Source organism: Aeromonas sp. DSM 116730, from assembly GCF_046581335.1.
Classification (GTDB): Bacteria; Pseudomonadota; Gammaproteobacteria; order Enterobacterales; family Aeromonadaceae; genus Aeromonas; species Aeromonas rivipollensis.
Genome location: NZ_CP144265.1, coordinates 2,272,767 through 2,287,531, shown reverse-complemented (window position 1 = coordinate 2,287,531; position 14,765 = coordinate 2,272,767). Strand labels below are relative to the sequence as shown.

Below are 14,765 nucleotides of genomic sequence, written 5' to 3'. Positions count from 1 at the left end.
GTTTAAACAATCCCCAGTGCTCTTCTCTTTAGGTATTTTCAATGTCTGATACTCAACATTCGTGTGTGATCATCGGTATTGCTGGTGCGTCCGCATCCGGCAAGAGTCTTATCGCTCAAACCATCTACGAAGAGCTGGTGGCCGAGCTGGGCGCAGGTCAGATTGGTGTGATCACCGAGGATTGCTACTACCGTGATCAGACCCACCTGACCATGGAAGAGCGGGTCAAGACCAACTATGACCATCCCAATGCCCTGGATCACGATCTGCTGGTGCAGCATCTGACCCAGCTGGTGCAAGGGGATGCCGTCAATATCCCCCAGTACTCCTATACCGAACACACGCGCTTGAGCGAAGTTACCGCCTTCGCGCCGCGCCGGGTCATCATTCTGGAAGGCATACTGCTGCTGACCGACAGTCGTCTGCGTGAGCTGATGGATGCCTCCATCTTCATGGATACCCCGCTGGACATCTGTCTGCTGCGCCGTCTGGTACGTGACGTGCAAGAGCGTGGCCGCACCATGGATTCCGTGCTCAAGCAGTATCAGAAGACGGTACGCCCCATGTTCATGCAGTTCATCGACCCGTCCAAGCAGTATGCAGATGTGATAGTGCCCCGTGGCGGCAAGAACCGCATCGCCATCGACATGCTCAAGGCGCGCATCCGCCACATGTTGATTGGTTGATATGAAACAAGCCGGGTGATGCCCGGCTTTTTTAAATGAAACTTTTGTCAGGAGAGTCGCCGAATGCGTCTTTGTGATACCGATATCGAACGCCATCTGGATGAAGGCAAGATCGTCATTGAGCCGAGGCCCGGTGTTGAGCGGATCAGTGGCGTCAGCGTCGATGTGCTGCTCGGCAACGAGTTTCGCGTGTTTCGCGATCATACCGCCCCCTATATCGATCTGAGCGGTCCGAGCAGCGAGATGGCCGATGCCATCGATCGGGTAATGAGCGACGAGATCCACATCCCGGACGGCGAAGCCTTCTATCTGCACCCGGGTCAACTGGCGCTGGCGGTGACCTACGAGTCCGTGACCCTGCCTGCGGACATCGTCGGCTGGCTGGACGGGCGCTCCTCCCTGGCACGGCTCGGCCTCATGGTGCACGTGACCGCGCACCGCATCGATCCGGGCTGGTCCGGTCGCATCGTGCTGGAGTTCTACAACGGCGGCAAACTGCCGTTGGCGTTGCGTCCCAAGATGAAGATAGGGGCGCTGAACTTCGAGATGCTCTCCGGCGCCGCGGCCCGCCCCTACAACAAGCGGGAAAACGCCAAGTACAAGAGCCAGCAAGGTGCGGTGGCCAGCCGCATCAACCAGGACTGATGTCCGCCTTCATACTGCTTATATAGAGGGTGCTTCGGCACCCTTTTGCTTTTCTGCGAAGGGGAGGGGGCGTGCGGTACGGCGGCCAGTGACGTGGGAACCTGATGGGTAAAACGCGTGTAAAATCGCCAGCTTGGCGGTGAGTTGATGGATGATTGGTGTTGATTGACACCTGCCCATGAGGTGTAAACGGGCTTTAATTAATCCATGACAAGCCCCATTCCAGCAGGGCCTAAGACATTTTCTGACGGAATGCCCTTTTTTTTTCTTACTGAAATATTTCAACAACGGGTATGGCGCACCGAGCCTTCTGGCATAATCCGCCGCAACTCATAAACAGGTTCGTTTTTATGTTTGAAATGTTTAGTGGTTTGGGTTTGTGGTGGTCAATAGGTTTGGTATTGGCCGTTTTTTTTGTGCTGGCCTATGAGTTCATCAATGGCTTTCACGATACCGCCAACGCGGTAGCAACGGTTATCTATACCAAGGCCATGCCCGCGCACACCGCGGTAGTGGCTTCCGGCCTGTTCAACTTTGCCGGGGTCATGATGGGGGGATTGGGGGTGGCCTATGCCATTGTCCATCTGTTGCCCATCGATCTGCTGCTCGGCATGGATTCGACCCAGGGTCTGATCATGGTGTTCTCCCTGCTGTTTTCAGCCATTGTCTGGAACCTGGGAACCTGGTACTTCGGCATCCCGGCGTCCAGCTCTCACACGCTGATCGGCTCCATTCTGGGGGTAGGCGGTGCCTATGCCCTGATCAGCGATCAACCTCTGAATGAGGGCATCAACGTCGGCAAAGCCATCGACATCATGCTCTCCCTCATCATCTCTCCCACCGTGGGCTTCATCATTGCCGCCTTGCTGCTGTTCGCGATGAAGCGAGTCTGGCTTGGCAGCAAGATCCACAAAACCCCGGAAGAGCGACTGCTGGTGGACGGCAAGAAGCATCCGCCGTTCTGGGCTCGTGTGACCTTGATTTGTTCTGCCATGGGGGTGAGCTTCGTACACGGCTCCAACGATGGCCAGAAGGGCATAGGTCTGGTGATGCTGGTGCTGATCTGCATGGCGCCCGCCTACTTCGCACTGGACATGAACAGCCGCTCCTACGATCTGGACAGAACCCAGGATGCCAACCAGCGCATCATGGAGATCTACCAGCGCAACCAGGAGCAGGTGTCCACTGTCGTGAACTTCAGTGTTCCTGCCCATGCCCAGGAAGAGTTGATGACTCATTGCGAGGCCGGTGAGGCCCTCGAGGCCATGGCCACCCTGGACAACCGTCTGGGCCAGGTGCGTACCTACGAGCAGATGAGCCTGACCGATCGCCGCGAGGTGCGCCGTCTGCTGCTCTGTATCGACGACACTGCCCGCAAGGTCTCCAAGCTGCCGCTGCCGGCCAAGGAGCTGACCGATCTCGCCAAATGGCGCAAGGACCTGACCGCCACGGCCGAATACGCGCCGACCTGGGTCATCGTCTCCATCGCGCTGGCGCTGGGTTGCGGCACCATGGTGGGCTGGCGTCGTATCGTCTACACAGTGGGCGAGAAGATAGGCTCTTCCGGCATGACCTACAGCCAGGGCATTGCCGCCCAGATCACGGCTGCTGCCTCCATCGGGGTGGCCAGCATGACCGGCATGCCGGTATCCACCACCCATATCCTCTCTTCCGCGGTGGCGGGGACCATGGTGGCGAACAAGTCGGGCCTGCAGAGTCAGACCATCAAGACCATCTTGCTGGCCTGGGTTCTGACCCTGCCGCTTACCATGCTGCTCTCCGGTGGACTCTTCCTGATCAGCAACAATCTGTTTGGTGGCTGACAGCCAACGCATAACATCAATGACAAAGGGCCTGCGGGCCCTTTTTTCATGGCTGGGATCCGGCCGTGGCTAGCCGTCATGCGCGGCAACCGGTAGAAACACGTCTTATATGCCATCAAACAAGAATGTTCATTCACTGATAGATCCCGCCAGCCTGCATCTTCCTCATTCAACCCCCTTGTCAGCAGAAGAGTGTGGGCGCAGTCCATCTCGCCTGTCAGGGATCAGAGGCTACTAAGCCATCGTCTCACCTTCTCATCAGGGCTTCAGCTTTCGCCCTTCATTCCTTGAGTCCAGCCGCTTATGACGTTCGGCGCCGGTGTGACTGGCCATGATTCCTGGCCGTGTTACGGACGCCTTGTTTGTCCCGTGACGGGCTGTGCTTTTCACGATAAGCAAGAGGGCCTGCATGGGGGCCGGGAGCAAGGGCGACGCTCCCTGGCATGGTTCCTGGGGTAGAATTACGGCAATGCAATATACGAAGAGGAGAGGCTGACAGAGAGTGCCGGTTCCCTAGTCTGCCTTGGGCATGCCGCTTCTGTCCCTGCAGATGAGGAAGAAGAGGAGGAGGATAGGACAGGGGATTGAGGGGCAGACCAAACTGTCAGGCAAAAAAAGAGCCACACAAGGTGTGGCTCTTTTATCAGACCAGACAAGCTAGGGGATCAGGGACGACCCGCCGGGCTGGTTGCTACATTGACGGCGGCAGTGCTGCCACCATGGCGGCCTGAGCTCGCGACTTCGCTACGCTCCAGCGGGGCCTGCTCAACCGGCTCACGGGGGGCCGGGGCGGGCACTGCTGCCGGCGTTGCCATGGGCGCAGAAGCCTTGCGGGCACGGGCCAGTACGCCAGCGCCTTTGGCAACCGGCTTGGTGGCCGGGGCGACGACAGGCTCGGGCTGTGCAAGCACAGGGGTGACAGGCTCGGCGGCAGGAGTCACTTCCTCGGCTTGCGGGGCAGGGGCCGGCTCCACCACAACCGGGGCGGCTTCTACCACAGCCTGGTCAGCGATGCTGGCCTCGACCACGACAGGAGCTTCCTCGATAACCACCTCGGCTACCGGCTCGGCAGCGACAGGAGTTGCTTCGATGGCTACCGGGGCCGGCTCGACGGCGGCAGGAGCCGCTTCGACGGGAACGGGTGCTTCAACCAACTCGGCGACCACTGGGGCGGCGACCTCGGCCACAGCCGCTTGAGCCTGCTCATGGGCCTCTTCGGCCACGGCTTCGGCGACTACGTGTTCTGTCAGGGCGGCAGAGGCTTGCAGCGCGGCGGCAACGGCCTCGGCACTCGGGATGGTGATGACAGGCACGGCGGGCTCTTCCACCTTCACCTGAGCAGCATCTGCCTGGGCGGCTGTGGTCAGTTGCACTTCGGCCTGAGGTTCATCATCACGCTGGCCACGGGCATCTTCGTTGATGCGCTTGCGACGCTGGCCTTCGATCCGCTGACTGCGCGGAGTACGGCGAGAGCGGCGCTGACCGTCGGTCTGCTCCTCTTGCTCACCGACCACGGCCGCAGTCTCGACCAGATCATGGGCCTGCTCGTCTACCGGCAGGGCAGGGGTGTCGGTGGCGGCGACATCGACCCGAACCTGCTTGCGCAGCTGGCGACGTTCGCGGCGCTCGGCCACTTTCTGCTCTTTTTCCTGACGCGGCTCGGCGCTGACGGCGGCAGTCTCGACGGTTTCTACCGCTTCAACCACGACCTCGGCACGGGGCTCGCGCGGAGCACGGGGTTCGCGAGCCGGGCGCGGGGCGCGGGGTTCACGTTCCTGACGGGGCTCACGGGGTTCGCGGTCCGCACGAGGCTCGTTGCGTGCTTCGCGGGGCTCACGTTCCATGCGCTGTTCGCTGCGCACTTCACCACGGGGTTCACGCTCCTGACGGGGCTCGCGCTCTTTACGCGGACGACGGTTGCGGCTCTCGCCACCCTCGCGGTTGGCGGCGCCTTCACGCTTCTCGCCGGCGTCGGCCGGGTTGCGGTTGCTGCGGTTGTCATCGCGACGACCACGCTGGCCACGGCTGCGGGTTTCGTCACGTTGATGACGGTGACCCTCATCCTTGCGCGCTTCCCGTTGTGCGGCCGGCTTCTCGGCAGCGGCTTTCGCTTCAGCCGGGGCTGCGTCTGAGCCGAACAGACCTGAGATGGCCTTGAACAGCTTGCCAAACAGACCCGCTTCGGCGGCGACCGGTGTCGGTGCTGCGACGGGGGCCGGGGCGGCAACAGGGGCGGCCGGTTGAGGCGCCTGGACGAAGCCTTGCAGCAGCGGCTGCTCGCGCTCGATGACCTGAGCTTGCTTGGGCTGGTAGACCGGCTTGGCAATCTCGGTTTTCAGCTCGTAGCTGGCCGCTTCCGGGATCTCGTTCTGACGGATGCGGGTCACTTCGTAGTGCGGGGTTTCCAGATGCTGGTTCGGAATGATGTAAACACGGACATCATTGCGCTGTTCCAGACTGGCGATGGAGGCACGCTTCTCGTTAAGCAGATAGGCGGCAACATCGACCGGCACCTGGCCGTGAACCTGCTCTGTGTTGTCCTTCATGGCCTCTTCTTCGATGAGACGCAGGATGGACAGGGCGAGAGATTCATTGTCACGGATGACACCCTGACCCTGGCAACGGGGGCAGATGTGGCTGCTGGACTCGTTGAGGGAGGGGCGCAGACGCTGGCGAGACATCTCCAGCAGACCGAAACGGGAGATCCGGCCCAGCTGGATGCGTGCTCTGTCCTGATGGACAGCTTCACGCAGACGGTTTTCCACTTCGCGCTGATGGCGAACCGGCGTCATGTCGATGAAGTCGATGACAATCAGGCCACCCAGGTCGCGCAGACGCAATTGACGGGCAATTTCGTCGGCTGCTTCCAGGTTGGTCTGCAGCGCCGTCTCTTCGATATCACCGCCCTTGGTAGCGCGGGAGGAGTTGATATCGATGGAGGTCAGCGCTTCGGTCGGATCGATGACGATGCTGCCGCCGGAGGGCAGGCGCACTTCACGCTGGAAGGCAGACTCGATTTGGCTCTCGATCTGGAAGTGGTTGAACAGGGCGACATCACCCTTGTACAGCTTCACACGATTGAGGAAATCGGGGCGAACCAGCTCGATGTGCGACTTGGCACGCTCGAAGATGACCGGATTGTCGATCAGGATCTCGCCCACATCGCGACGCAGATAGTCACGAATCGCGCGCACTATGACGTTACTCTCCTGGTGGATGAGCACGGGCGCGGAGCGATTCTGTGATGCCTTGTGGATGGAATCCCAGTGGTTGAGCAGGACGTTCAGATCCCATTCCAGCTCTTCCGGGGATTTGCCCACACCGGCGGTACGCACGATGAGGCCCATGCCGTCTGGCACTGTCAGTCCGCTCAGGGCTTCTTTCAACTCGGTCCGCTCGTCACCCTCGATACGACGGGAAATACCGCCAGCACGGGGGTTGTTCGGCATCAGCACCAGGTAGCTGCCGGCCAGACTGATGAAGGTGGTGAGGGCCGCACCCTTGGTGCCACGCTCTTCCTTGTCAATCTGGACGATCACTTCCTGGCCTTCGCGGACCACTTCTTTGATGTTGGGACGACCCTGATAGGAGTAACCGGAGGGGAAGTAATTGCGGGCGATTTCCTTTAACGGCAGGAAACCGTGGCGCTCGGCGCCATAGTCAACAAAAGCAGCTTCAAGACTGGGTTCTACGCGGGTGATTTTACCCTTGTAAATGTTCGCTTTCTTCTGCTCGTGTCCCGGACTTTCAATATCCAAATCGTAGAGCTGTTGTCCGTCAACCAGCGCTACGCGCAACTCCTCTTCCTGAGTCGCGTTGATTAGCATTCTTTTCATTGAGTTCTCATTATTTTGTCATTTTGATTCCTCCACAGGATCCTGCCGGTGCCGGCCTCGGGTCTTCAGCATGCTTGGGCAACCTCCCGGTTGGGACATGCATGAGGCGCAAACTAAGGGCACTCTGGTTCAGCCTTCTCGAGAAGGCATGAATTAAGGATACCGGTGTGGAGACAATTAAATCGGTTCTGTTTGCGTTCTCCATGCGTTGTACCTCGCACCCGGGAACCGTCATGTTCTTGTATACACGGTGTTTCGGGATTGGGTGGCATACTTTTTGGCCACTTAGTACAAGGCTTGAACACAATGACAAAACCTTGTTTATTATCCCATTTAAACCACTTTTATAGCAAGACGCCATTTTTTAACAAAGCATGCAGCCAAGGGCTGCCGGCAGTGTTAAAATCCGCGCCATGACACAGATACATCAACAAGTGCAGCTGCTCACCATCGAAGCTGAGCATGAAGGGCAGCGCATCGACAATTTTCTCAAGACTCAGTTAAAGGGCGTCCCCAAGAGCCTGATCTATCGCATCCTTCGCAAAGGAGAGGTGCGCGTCAACAAGAAACGCATCAAACCGGAATACAAACTCTGCGCAGGCGACGAGGTGCGGGTGCCCCCCGTGCGCGTGGCCGAGAAGAACGAATTGCCCTCTGCCAACCTCGGCAGCATCCAGCGTCTGGAGAGCCAGATCCTGTTTGAAGACGAGGCCATGATAGTGCTGAACAAGCCGTCCGGCATGGCGGTGCACGGCGGCAGCGGCTTGAGCTTTGGCGTCATCGAGGGGCTGCGCGCCCTGCGCCCGGAAGCCCGTTTCCTGGAGCTGGTGCACCGACTCGACCGCGACACTTCCGGCGTGCTGCTGGTCGCCAAGAAGCGCAGTGCCCTGCGCAGCCTGCACGAGCAGCTGCGTGTCAAGACAATGCGCAAGCAATACCTGGCGTTGGTGCGCGGTCAGTGGCAGTCCCACGTCAAGGTGGTCAATGCGCCGCTGCGCAAGAACGATCTGCAATCCGGCGAGCGTGTGGTGCGGGTCAGCTGTGACGGCAAGCCTTCCGAGACCCGTTTCCGGATTGCCCGTCAATTTGCCGAAGCCACCCTGATAGAGTGCAGCCCGATCACAGGTCGCACCCACCAGATCCGGGTTCATACTCAGCACGCCGGCCACCCCATCGCCTGTGATGACAAATACGGTGAGGCGGCCTTTGATGAGAAGATGCGGACTCTGGGGCTCAAGCGCCTCTTCTTGCACGCCTGGAAGCTGAGCTTCACCCATCCGGCGGATGATCGCGAGATGCAGGTGGAAGCGCCGCTCGCCCCCGAGCTCGATGCCTTCCTGAACAAGCTGGCACGCTGATGCAGCGCATCCGACTCGCCATTTTCGATTGGGACTGTACCCTGATGGATTCGGTGGGGCGGATCGTCGCCTGAGTTGATGAACACTAAGACAACAATGGGAGCCTTGGCTCCCATTGTTGTCTCTGTTACCTGCTCAGGCTCAAGGCAGATTGAGGCCGTGGCGCGCCAGCAATTCGATCAGACCGATGAGGGGCAGGCCGATCAGGGCGTTGGGATCCCGCCCTTCCAGCCCCTTGAACAACATGATCCCCATGCCCTCACATTTGAAGCTGCCGGCGCAATCGAGGGGCAGCTCAGCCGTCACATAACGGCGCAAGGCTGCCTCATCCAGGGAGCGAAAATGCACGGTGAAGGGTTCCACGAGCTGCTCGGCCCGGCCGTTTGCGGCATTGAGTACGCACAGGCCGGTATAAAAGGTGACGCTCTTGCCCTGGGCCATCATCAGCTGCGCCACCGCATTATCCACAGTGCCCGGCTTGCCGAGGATGCGTCCGTCACAGACACACACCTGATCCGAGCCTATGATCAACCCCTGATCATGTTGGCGGGCGATGGCGCTCGCCTTGGCATGGGCCAGGCGGCTGACCAGTGCCTCGGCCAACTCCCCAGGCAGCGGGGCTTCATCAACCTCGGGAGAGGCACATTGGAACGGCAGGCCGAGTTTTTCCAGCAGCGCCTTGCGATAACGGGAAGTGGAGGCGAGGATCAGGGGCGTGTGCATGTGTCGATGATATCCATTTATAAATCAATTGGTTGATTCTAACTGTGGCAGAAGGCCCACGCAAACCACCCCGAGTACCAGCGCGCCGGAGTTGGTTTACAGCAACAAGCATGCTGACGGCCCGAGAACGGCGTAACCCCAGTTGATGCGGCAGGAGTGCGACATGACAAGATACGGTGTGCTGGCCCTGATGCTGCTCTCCCTCGCGAGCTGGGGGCAGGAGTGGCAGCCAGAGAAGGGGGAGGGCGGCGTACAGCTCTGGACTCAGGCCCGCCCACCATCCCCCTTCCTGGCCTTGCGCCTGGAGATGCGGGTCAAGGCGGATCCCATGGCGTTGCTGACCGTGCTGCGAGACACGGCGCGCCATCGGGAGTGGCTGCCGTCCAGTCGCGAGGTGCGGCTGCTGGCAAAATCCGGCCCGGATGACGATCTGGTTTACACCCGCTTGGCGTCCCCTTGGCCGGTGCAGGACAGGGAACTCATCACCCGTTCGCATCTGATCAGGCGGGCCGACTGCACGCTGGTGCTGGAGGTATGGGCCGAGCCGGACGCCCTGGTACCCCGCCCGGGTCTGTACCGGATCCGGGAGAGTGCCGGCCGCTGGGAGGCACTGCCACAACCCGATGGCAGCACCCTGATCAAGCTCGAAAGCTATACCAACCCGGGCAGCCATCTGCCGGGCTGGCTGGTCAATTCGATGACCATCAAGGCGGCGCTGGGCAGTTTTCAGGCCATACGCCGGTTGATGGAGGCCCAACCCGGAGCCGCGCCTCGACAACTGTTGCTCGGTGGTGGGGGCTGCCCTGCCGCGCCCTGAATCCGATAATGGTGGCTCTCGGGAACGGACCGCCAAGCCGGGTGCCTGGTGAGTGGGTTGCTTGATGGGGAAGGGGCGTGCAACGGCATAAATTGCTCACTGACCCCGAGATCCTGGCCAGAGGGGATGTCCGCACAGGATCCTGTGCGGGATCCCGCGGTTTATGGCATAATCGGCCACCGATGAACACAAGTTCCTCCATACAGGGGCTTGTGCAGGTAAAATCATCGGCGGTAAGGACTTTTTCCTTTGACTATCCCTTGTTGGACCTATAATATTCGCGCCCTATGCAAAAGGTGAAGTTGCCCGTTAAGGTTGATCCAGTCCGTAATGCCTTGAAGCTACTCGATTATGTCGGGATAGTGGAAAAGTCGCAGATGCCCAGACTGGAAGCATCAACCGAAGGCTTGCGAAGTGATGTGGACGTCACTCTGCAGTTTGGCAAAGATGTCCAGAAGTTGACCGTTATGAAAGGCACTGCCCATGCCAAGGTTGACCTGGTTTGCCAGCGTTGTGGAGAGGCTTTCGAGCACCTTTGTGAAGCTAGTTTTATTTACACTCCGCTGTTCGAGAGAACAAACGAGGAAGAGCTGCCGGAAGCTTATGAGCCCATTGAGTTGGACGAAAACGGCGAGATAGATCTTCATCAAATCCTGGAGGATGAACTCATCCTCTCGTTGCCTCAGGTGGCCATGCATCCCATGGATGTCTGCCCCAGAGGAAACATGGAAATGACTTGGGGTGACATCGAGCCTGCTGATGAGCGGCCGAATCCCTTTGCAGTTCTTGAAGAGCTCAAACGTAAGTGAATTTTAGGAGTTAGCCTACCATGGCCGTACAACAGAACCGTAAAACCCGCGCCAAGCGTGGCATGCGTCGTTCCCACGATGCACTGACCACTGCAGCCCTGACTGTTGATCAGACCAGTGGCGAAATTCATCGTCGTCACCACGTGACTGCCGATGGTTTCTACCGCGGTAAAAAGGTAATCGCTTAAGGATTGCCTTTGTCTACGCAAACTGTCGCGCTAGACATAATGGGGGGAGATTTTGGCCCCTCTGAAACAGTGCCTGCCGCCGTGCAGGCACTGTCTCTTCTGCCTCAACTAAATCTTGTTCTGGTCGGTGACCAACACCTGATCGCCCCTCTGTTGCAGCAACATGGCTTGCTGACTCATCCCCGCGTTCGTCTCGTACATGCATCCCAGGTCGTGAGCATGGGCGAAAAGCCGATCGTGGCGCTGCGTACCCTGAAAGATTCCTCCATGCGGGTTGTGCTCAATCTGGTGAAAGCCGGTGAGGCCGATGCCTGCGTCAGTGCCGGCAATACCGGTGCCCTGATGGCCATGGCCAAATGCGTGCTCAAATCCCTGCCGGGGGTCGACAGACCCGCCCTCATCAAGGCGCTGCCGACACTGAGCGGCAAGCGTACTGTGATGCTGGATCTGGGGGCGAACGTGAGCTGCGATGCGGACACCTTGCTGCAATTTGCGGTGATGGGCTCAGTGGTGGCCGAGCAGGTCGAGGGGATAGCGTCCCCCCGGGTGGCGCTGCTCAACGTGGGGGAGGAGGAGATCAAGGGCAATGACCTGGTACGCCACAGCGCCGAGTTGTTGCGCCAGTGCGCCGCACTCAATTTTGTCGGTTTCATCGAGGGGGACAGGATCTTCAGCGGTGACAGCGACGTCATCGTCTGTGACGGTTTCGTCGGCAATGTGGCGCTCAAGACCGCAGAGGGCGTGGTGCGGATGATGGCCGAACTGGCCGGATATCCTCGCAAAAAACGCAGTTTTCTTGGTCGACTCGCCGGATTTATGTTCAAACGGCGTTTTTCTTACCTGAACCCCGACCAGTATAATGGCGCGAGTCTGTTAGGATTGCGCGGCATTGTGGTAAAAAGCCATGGGCGGGCCGAGCGCCGCGCTCTGTGTCATGCGATTCTGCTGGCCGCACAAGAAGCCAAACACCAACTTCCATTGCAAATTGCAGATCGCCTTGAATCTGTCTTTTCCGACAGGGATTTATAAAACTCTATGCATAGCAAAATTCTGGGTACTGGCAGTTATCTGCCGAGTTCGGTTCGTACCAACGCCGATCTTGAGCAGATGGTTGAAACCAGTGACGAGTGGATCGTGGAACGTACCGGGATCCGTGAACGCCGCATCGCCGGGAGCGACGAGAGCGTCGCGACCCTGTCTCATCAGGCGGCCTTGCGGGCGCTGGATGCCGCGGGCCTGACCGCTGCCGATCTGGACATGATAGTGCTGGCGACCACCAGCGCCGAGAACGCCTTCCCGGCCGCGGCCTGCGAACTGCAGGGGCTGCTCGAGGTACCGGGGATCCCGGCCTTTGACGTGGCGGCGGCCTGCGCCGGTTTCACCTATGCGCTCTCCATTGCCGATCAGTTCGTCAAGTCCGGTGCCGCTCGCCATGTCCTGGTGGTCGGTGCCGACGTGCTCTCTCGCATGTGCGATCCGGAAGACAGGGGCACCATCATACTGTTCGGGGATGGAGCCGGTGCCGTGGTGATCGGGGCGAGCGAGACCCCCGGTATCCTCTCCACCCACCTGCATGCCGACGGCCGTTATGGCGAACTGCTCAAGTTGCCGCAGCCTCGTCGTGGCATGCCGGGTGCCGAGCTCGAAGCCTACATGTATATGAAGGGCAACGATGTCTTCAAGGTTGCGGTGACGCGCCTGAGCGAGATCGTGACCGAGACCCTGGCTGCCGCCAACATAGCTCCGAGCGAGCTGGACTGGCTGGTCCCGCATCAAGCCAATTTCCGTATCATCAACGCCACCGCCAAGAAACTCGGCATGGGGCTAGACAAGGTGATCCTGACCCTGGATCGCCACGGCAACACCTCCGCCGCCTCCGTGCCCATCGCCTTCGATGAAGGGGTACGTGACGGCCGTATCAAACCGGGCCAGCTAGTATTGCTGGAAGCCTTCGGCGGCGGTTTTGCCTGGGGCTCGGCGCTGGTTCGCCTCTGATACCAAGCGGCGCCGCGAGTCTCGGGCGCCCGCTTACCGATTTCGTCTTACCTTAAAGGAATCAATGATGACCCGATTTGCCATTGCCTTCCCGGGACAAGGCTCCCAGAGCGTCGGCATGCTGGCGGAACTCGCCGAGCAACACGCCGTGATTAAAGAGACCTTCGCCGAGGCGAGCCAGGTGCTGGGCTATGACCTGTGTGCCCTGGTGCTGAATGGTCCCGCCGAGGATCTGAACAAGACCTGGCGCACCCAGCCGGCACTGCTGACTGCATCCGTTGCCCTGTGGCGCCTGTGGCAACAGCAGGGCGGGGCAACCCCCGCCGTCATGGCCGGTCACAGCCTGGGCGAATATTCCGCCCTGGTGTGCAGCGGTGCCCTGGCGTTTGCCGATGCGGTCAAGCTGGTTGAACTGCGTGGTCTGGCCATGCAGGAAGCCGTGCCGGAAGGCACAGGTGCCATGGCCGCCATCATAGGTCTGGACAACGACTCCATCGCCGCCAACTGCGAGAAAGCGGCGCAAGGCCAGGTGGTCTCTCCGGTCAACTTCAACTCCCCGGGCCAGGTGGTCATCGCCGGTCACAAGGAAGCGGTCGAGCGCGCCAACGTGCTGATGAAAGAGTCCGGCGCCAAGCGTGCACTGCCGCTGCCGGTCTCAGTGCCGTCCCACTGCGCCCTGATGAAACCCGCCGCCGAAAAACTGGCCGCCGCGCTGGATGGGATCGAGATCAAGGTTCCAACCATCGCAGTCATCAATAATGTCGACGTGTCCTGTGAACAGGATCCGGCCACCATCAAGCAAGCCTTGGTGCGTCAGCTGTTCAGCCCGGTCCGTTGGACCGAGACGGTAGAGCGGATGGCAAACGACGGCGTCACCCTCGAGATCGAGATGGGACCGGGCAAGGTGTTGACCGGGCTGGCCAAGCGCATCGACCCGCGCGTGGAAGGCATTCACGCCAACGATGCCGCCTCTTTCGAGCAGGCGCTGGCCCAAGTCAAATAAACAGGAGCAAGTCATGAGTTTTACCGATAAAGTTGTGCTGGTCACCGGCGCCAGCCGTGGCATAGGCCGTGCGATTGCCGAAACTTTTGCGGCCCGTGGCGCGAAAGTGGTGGGAACCGCGACCAGCGAGAGCGGTGCCGAGGCCATCAGCGCCTATCTGGGCGAGCAGGGCTGCGGCATGGCACTGAACGTGACCAGCCAGGAATCCATCGAAACCGTCTTTGCCGCCATCAAGGCACGCTTTGGCGACATCGACATCCTCATCAACAACGCCGGCATCACCCGCGATAACCTGTTGATGCGGATGAAGGATGACGAGTGGAACGAGATAATCGACACCAATCTCACCTCCCTCTACCGTCTGAGCAAGCCGGTGTTGCGTGCCATGATGAAGAAGCGCCATGGTCGCATCATCAGCATCGGCTCCGTGGTCGGTACCATGGGCAACGCCGGTCAGGTCAACTATGCTGCCGCCAAGGCGGGCCTGGTGGGCTTTACCAAGTCATTGGCCCGTGAAGTGGCTTCCCGTGGCATCACGGTGAATGCGGTGGCCCCCGGTTTCATCGAAACCGACATGACCAAGGCGCTCAATGAAGAACAGCGTGCCGGCATCATGAATCAGGTGCCTGCCGCCCGTTTGGGTGATCCGAAAGAAATTGCTGCCGCTGTGGTATTCTTGGCGTCTGACGACGCTGCCTATATCACCGGCGAAACCCTGCATGTTAATGGCGGGATGTACATGGTGTAATCAATTTGTCGTGAGATCTGTTCAAATTTGCGATAATACGCCGAAGTTTGGCGAATTTCGTGGTTTGACCAGCGGCAAGTCACTTGCAAACTCACGTCAATTGAATACACTACCCCAACCAGACGCAATAGCGT

Annotated in this window: 13 protein-coding genes and 1 pseudogene; 12 read left to right on the top strand and 2 right to left on the bottom strand. The window is 59.6% G+C overall.

Going from position 1 to position 14,765, the window contains the following annotated elements:
* The first annotated feature begins 41 nt into the window (after positions 1–41).
* The 3 genes from udk to Aeroheme_RS10410 all read left to right on the top strand — a co-directional run bounded on the left by udk (position 42) and on the right by Aeroheme_RS10410 (position 3,154).
* Complete coding sequence (udk, locus tag Aeroheme_RS10420) at positions 42–686, top strand: uridine kinase (protein ID WP_025326970.1); 645 nt, start codon at positions 42–44, stop codon at positions 684–686.
* A 63-nt stretch (positions 687–749) separates the two neighbouring features.
* Positions 750–1,331, top strand: a complete 582-nt coding sequence (gene dcd / locus Aeroheme_RS10415) for a dCTP deaminase (RefSeq protein WP_025326971.1) — start codon at positions 750–752, stop codon at positions 1,329–1,331.
* Positions 1,332–1,681: 350 nt separating this feature from the next.
* Positions 1,682–3,154 (top strand): inorganic phosphate transporter, encoded by a 1,473-nt coding sequence (locus Aeroheme_RS10410; RefSeq protein ID WP_106886792.1) that lies wholly within the window; start codon positions 1,682–1,684, stop codon positions 3,152–3,154.
* 665 nt (positions 3,155–3,819) lie between these two features.
* On the opposite strand, the gene rne is transcribed toward Aeroheme_RS10410, so the two are convergent.
* Positions 3,820–6,990: a ribonuclease E gene (gene rne, locus Aeroheme_RS10405; protein WP_411165780.1), complete on the bottom strand. Its 3,171-nt coding sequence runs from the start codon at positions 6,988–6,990 to the stop codon at positions 3,820–3,822.
* Positions 6,991–7,403: 413 nt separating this feature from the next.
* Between rne and rluC the strand changes: the two genes are divergently transcribed.
* Together rluC and Aeroheme_RS10395 are read left to right on the top strand one after the other, a co-directional pair.
* Positions 7,404–8,348 (top strand): 23S rRNA pseudouridine(955/2504/2580) synthase RluC, encoded by a 945-nt coding sequence (gene rluC / locus Aeroheme_RS10400; RefSeq protein ID WP_411165779.1) that lies wholly within the window; start codon positions 7,404–7,406, stop codon positions 8,346–8,348.
* A pseudogene (locus Aeroheme_RS10395) lies at positions 8,348–8,419 on the top strand (HAD family hydrolase); the annotation flags it as partial. The gene rluC and the pseudogene Aeroheme_RS10395, both read left to right, overlap by 1 nt.
* A gap of 70 nt (positions 8,420–8,489) precedes the next feature.
* On the opposite strand, the gene Aeroheme_RS10390 reads toward Aeroheme_RS10395, so the two are convergent.
* A complete protein-coding gene (locus Aeroheme_RS10390; RefSeq protein WP_234678128.1) occupies positions 8,490–9,071 on the bottom strand; it encodes a Maf family protein in 582 nt (193 codons plus the stop codon).
* Positions 9,072–9,234: 163 nt separating this feature from the next.
* Between Aeroheme_RS10390 and Aeroheme_RS10385 the strand changes: the two genes are divergently transcribed.
* The 7 genes from Aeroheme_RS10385 (at position 9,235) to fabG (ending at position 14,631) form a co-directional block, all read left to right on the top strand.
* Positions 9,235–9,888 (top strand): START domain-containing protein, encoded by a 654-nt coding sequence (locus Aeroheme_RS10385; RefSeq protein ID WP_411165778.1) that lies wholly within the window; start codon positions 9,235–9,237, stop codon positions 9,886–9,888.
* Between the two features lie 287 nt (positions 9,889–10,175).
* Positions 10,176–10,697 (top strand): 23S rRNA accumulation protein YceD, encoded by a 522-nt coding sequence (gene yceD, locus Aeroheme_RS10380; protein WP_025326977.1) that lies wholly within the window; start codon positions 10,176–10,178, stop codon positions 10,695–10,697.
* Positions 10,698–10,717: 20 nt separating this feature from the next.
* Entirely contained in the window at positions 10,718–10,885 is a 168-nt protein-coding gene (gene rpmF, locus Aeroheme_RS10375) for a 50S ribosomal protein L32 (protein WP_005300935.1), read from the top strand.
* Positions 10,886–10,894: 9 nt separating this feature from the next.
* Positions 10,895–11,914 (top strand): phosphate acyltransferase PlsX, encoded by a 1,020-nt coding sequence (gene plsX, locus Aeroheme_RS10370; RefSeq protein WP_408753232.1) that lies wholly within the window; start codon positions 10,895–10,897, stop codon positions 11,912–11,914.
* A 6-nt stretch (positions 11,915–11,920) separates the two neighbouring features.
* Positions 11,921–12,880, top strand: coding sequence for a beta-ketoacyl-ACP synthase III (locus Aeroheme_RS10365; protein ID WP_139434511.1), 960 nt, complete (start codon positions 11,921–11,923; stop codon positions 12,878–12,880).
* A 67-nt stretch (positions 12,881–12,947) separates the two neighbouring features.
* Positions 12,948–13,883, top strand: a complete 936-nt coding sequence (gene fabD / locus Aeroheme_RS10360) for an ACP S-malonyltransferase (RefSeq protein WP_368169742.1) — start codon at positions 12,948–12,950, stop codon at positions 13,881–13,883.
* A gap of 13 nt (positions 13,884–13,896) precedes the next feature.
* On the top strand, positions 13,897–14,631 hold the full coding sequence (gene fabG / locus Aeroheme_RS10355) for a 3-oxoacyl-ACP reductase FabG (RefSeq protein ID WP_043131873.1): 735 nt from the start codon (positions 13,897–13,899) through the stop codon (positions 14,629–14,631).
* The last annotated feature ends 134 nt before the right edge of the window (positions 14,632–14,765 follow it).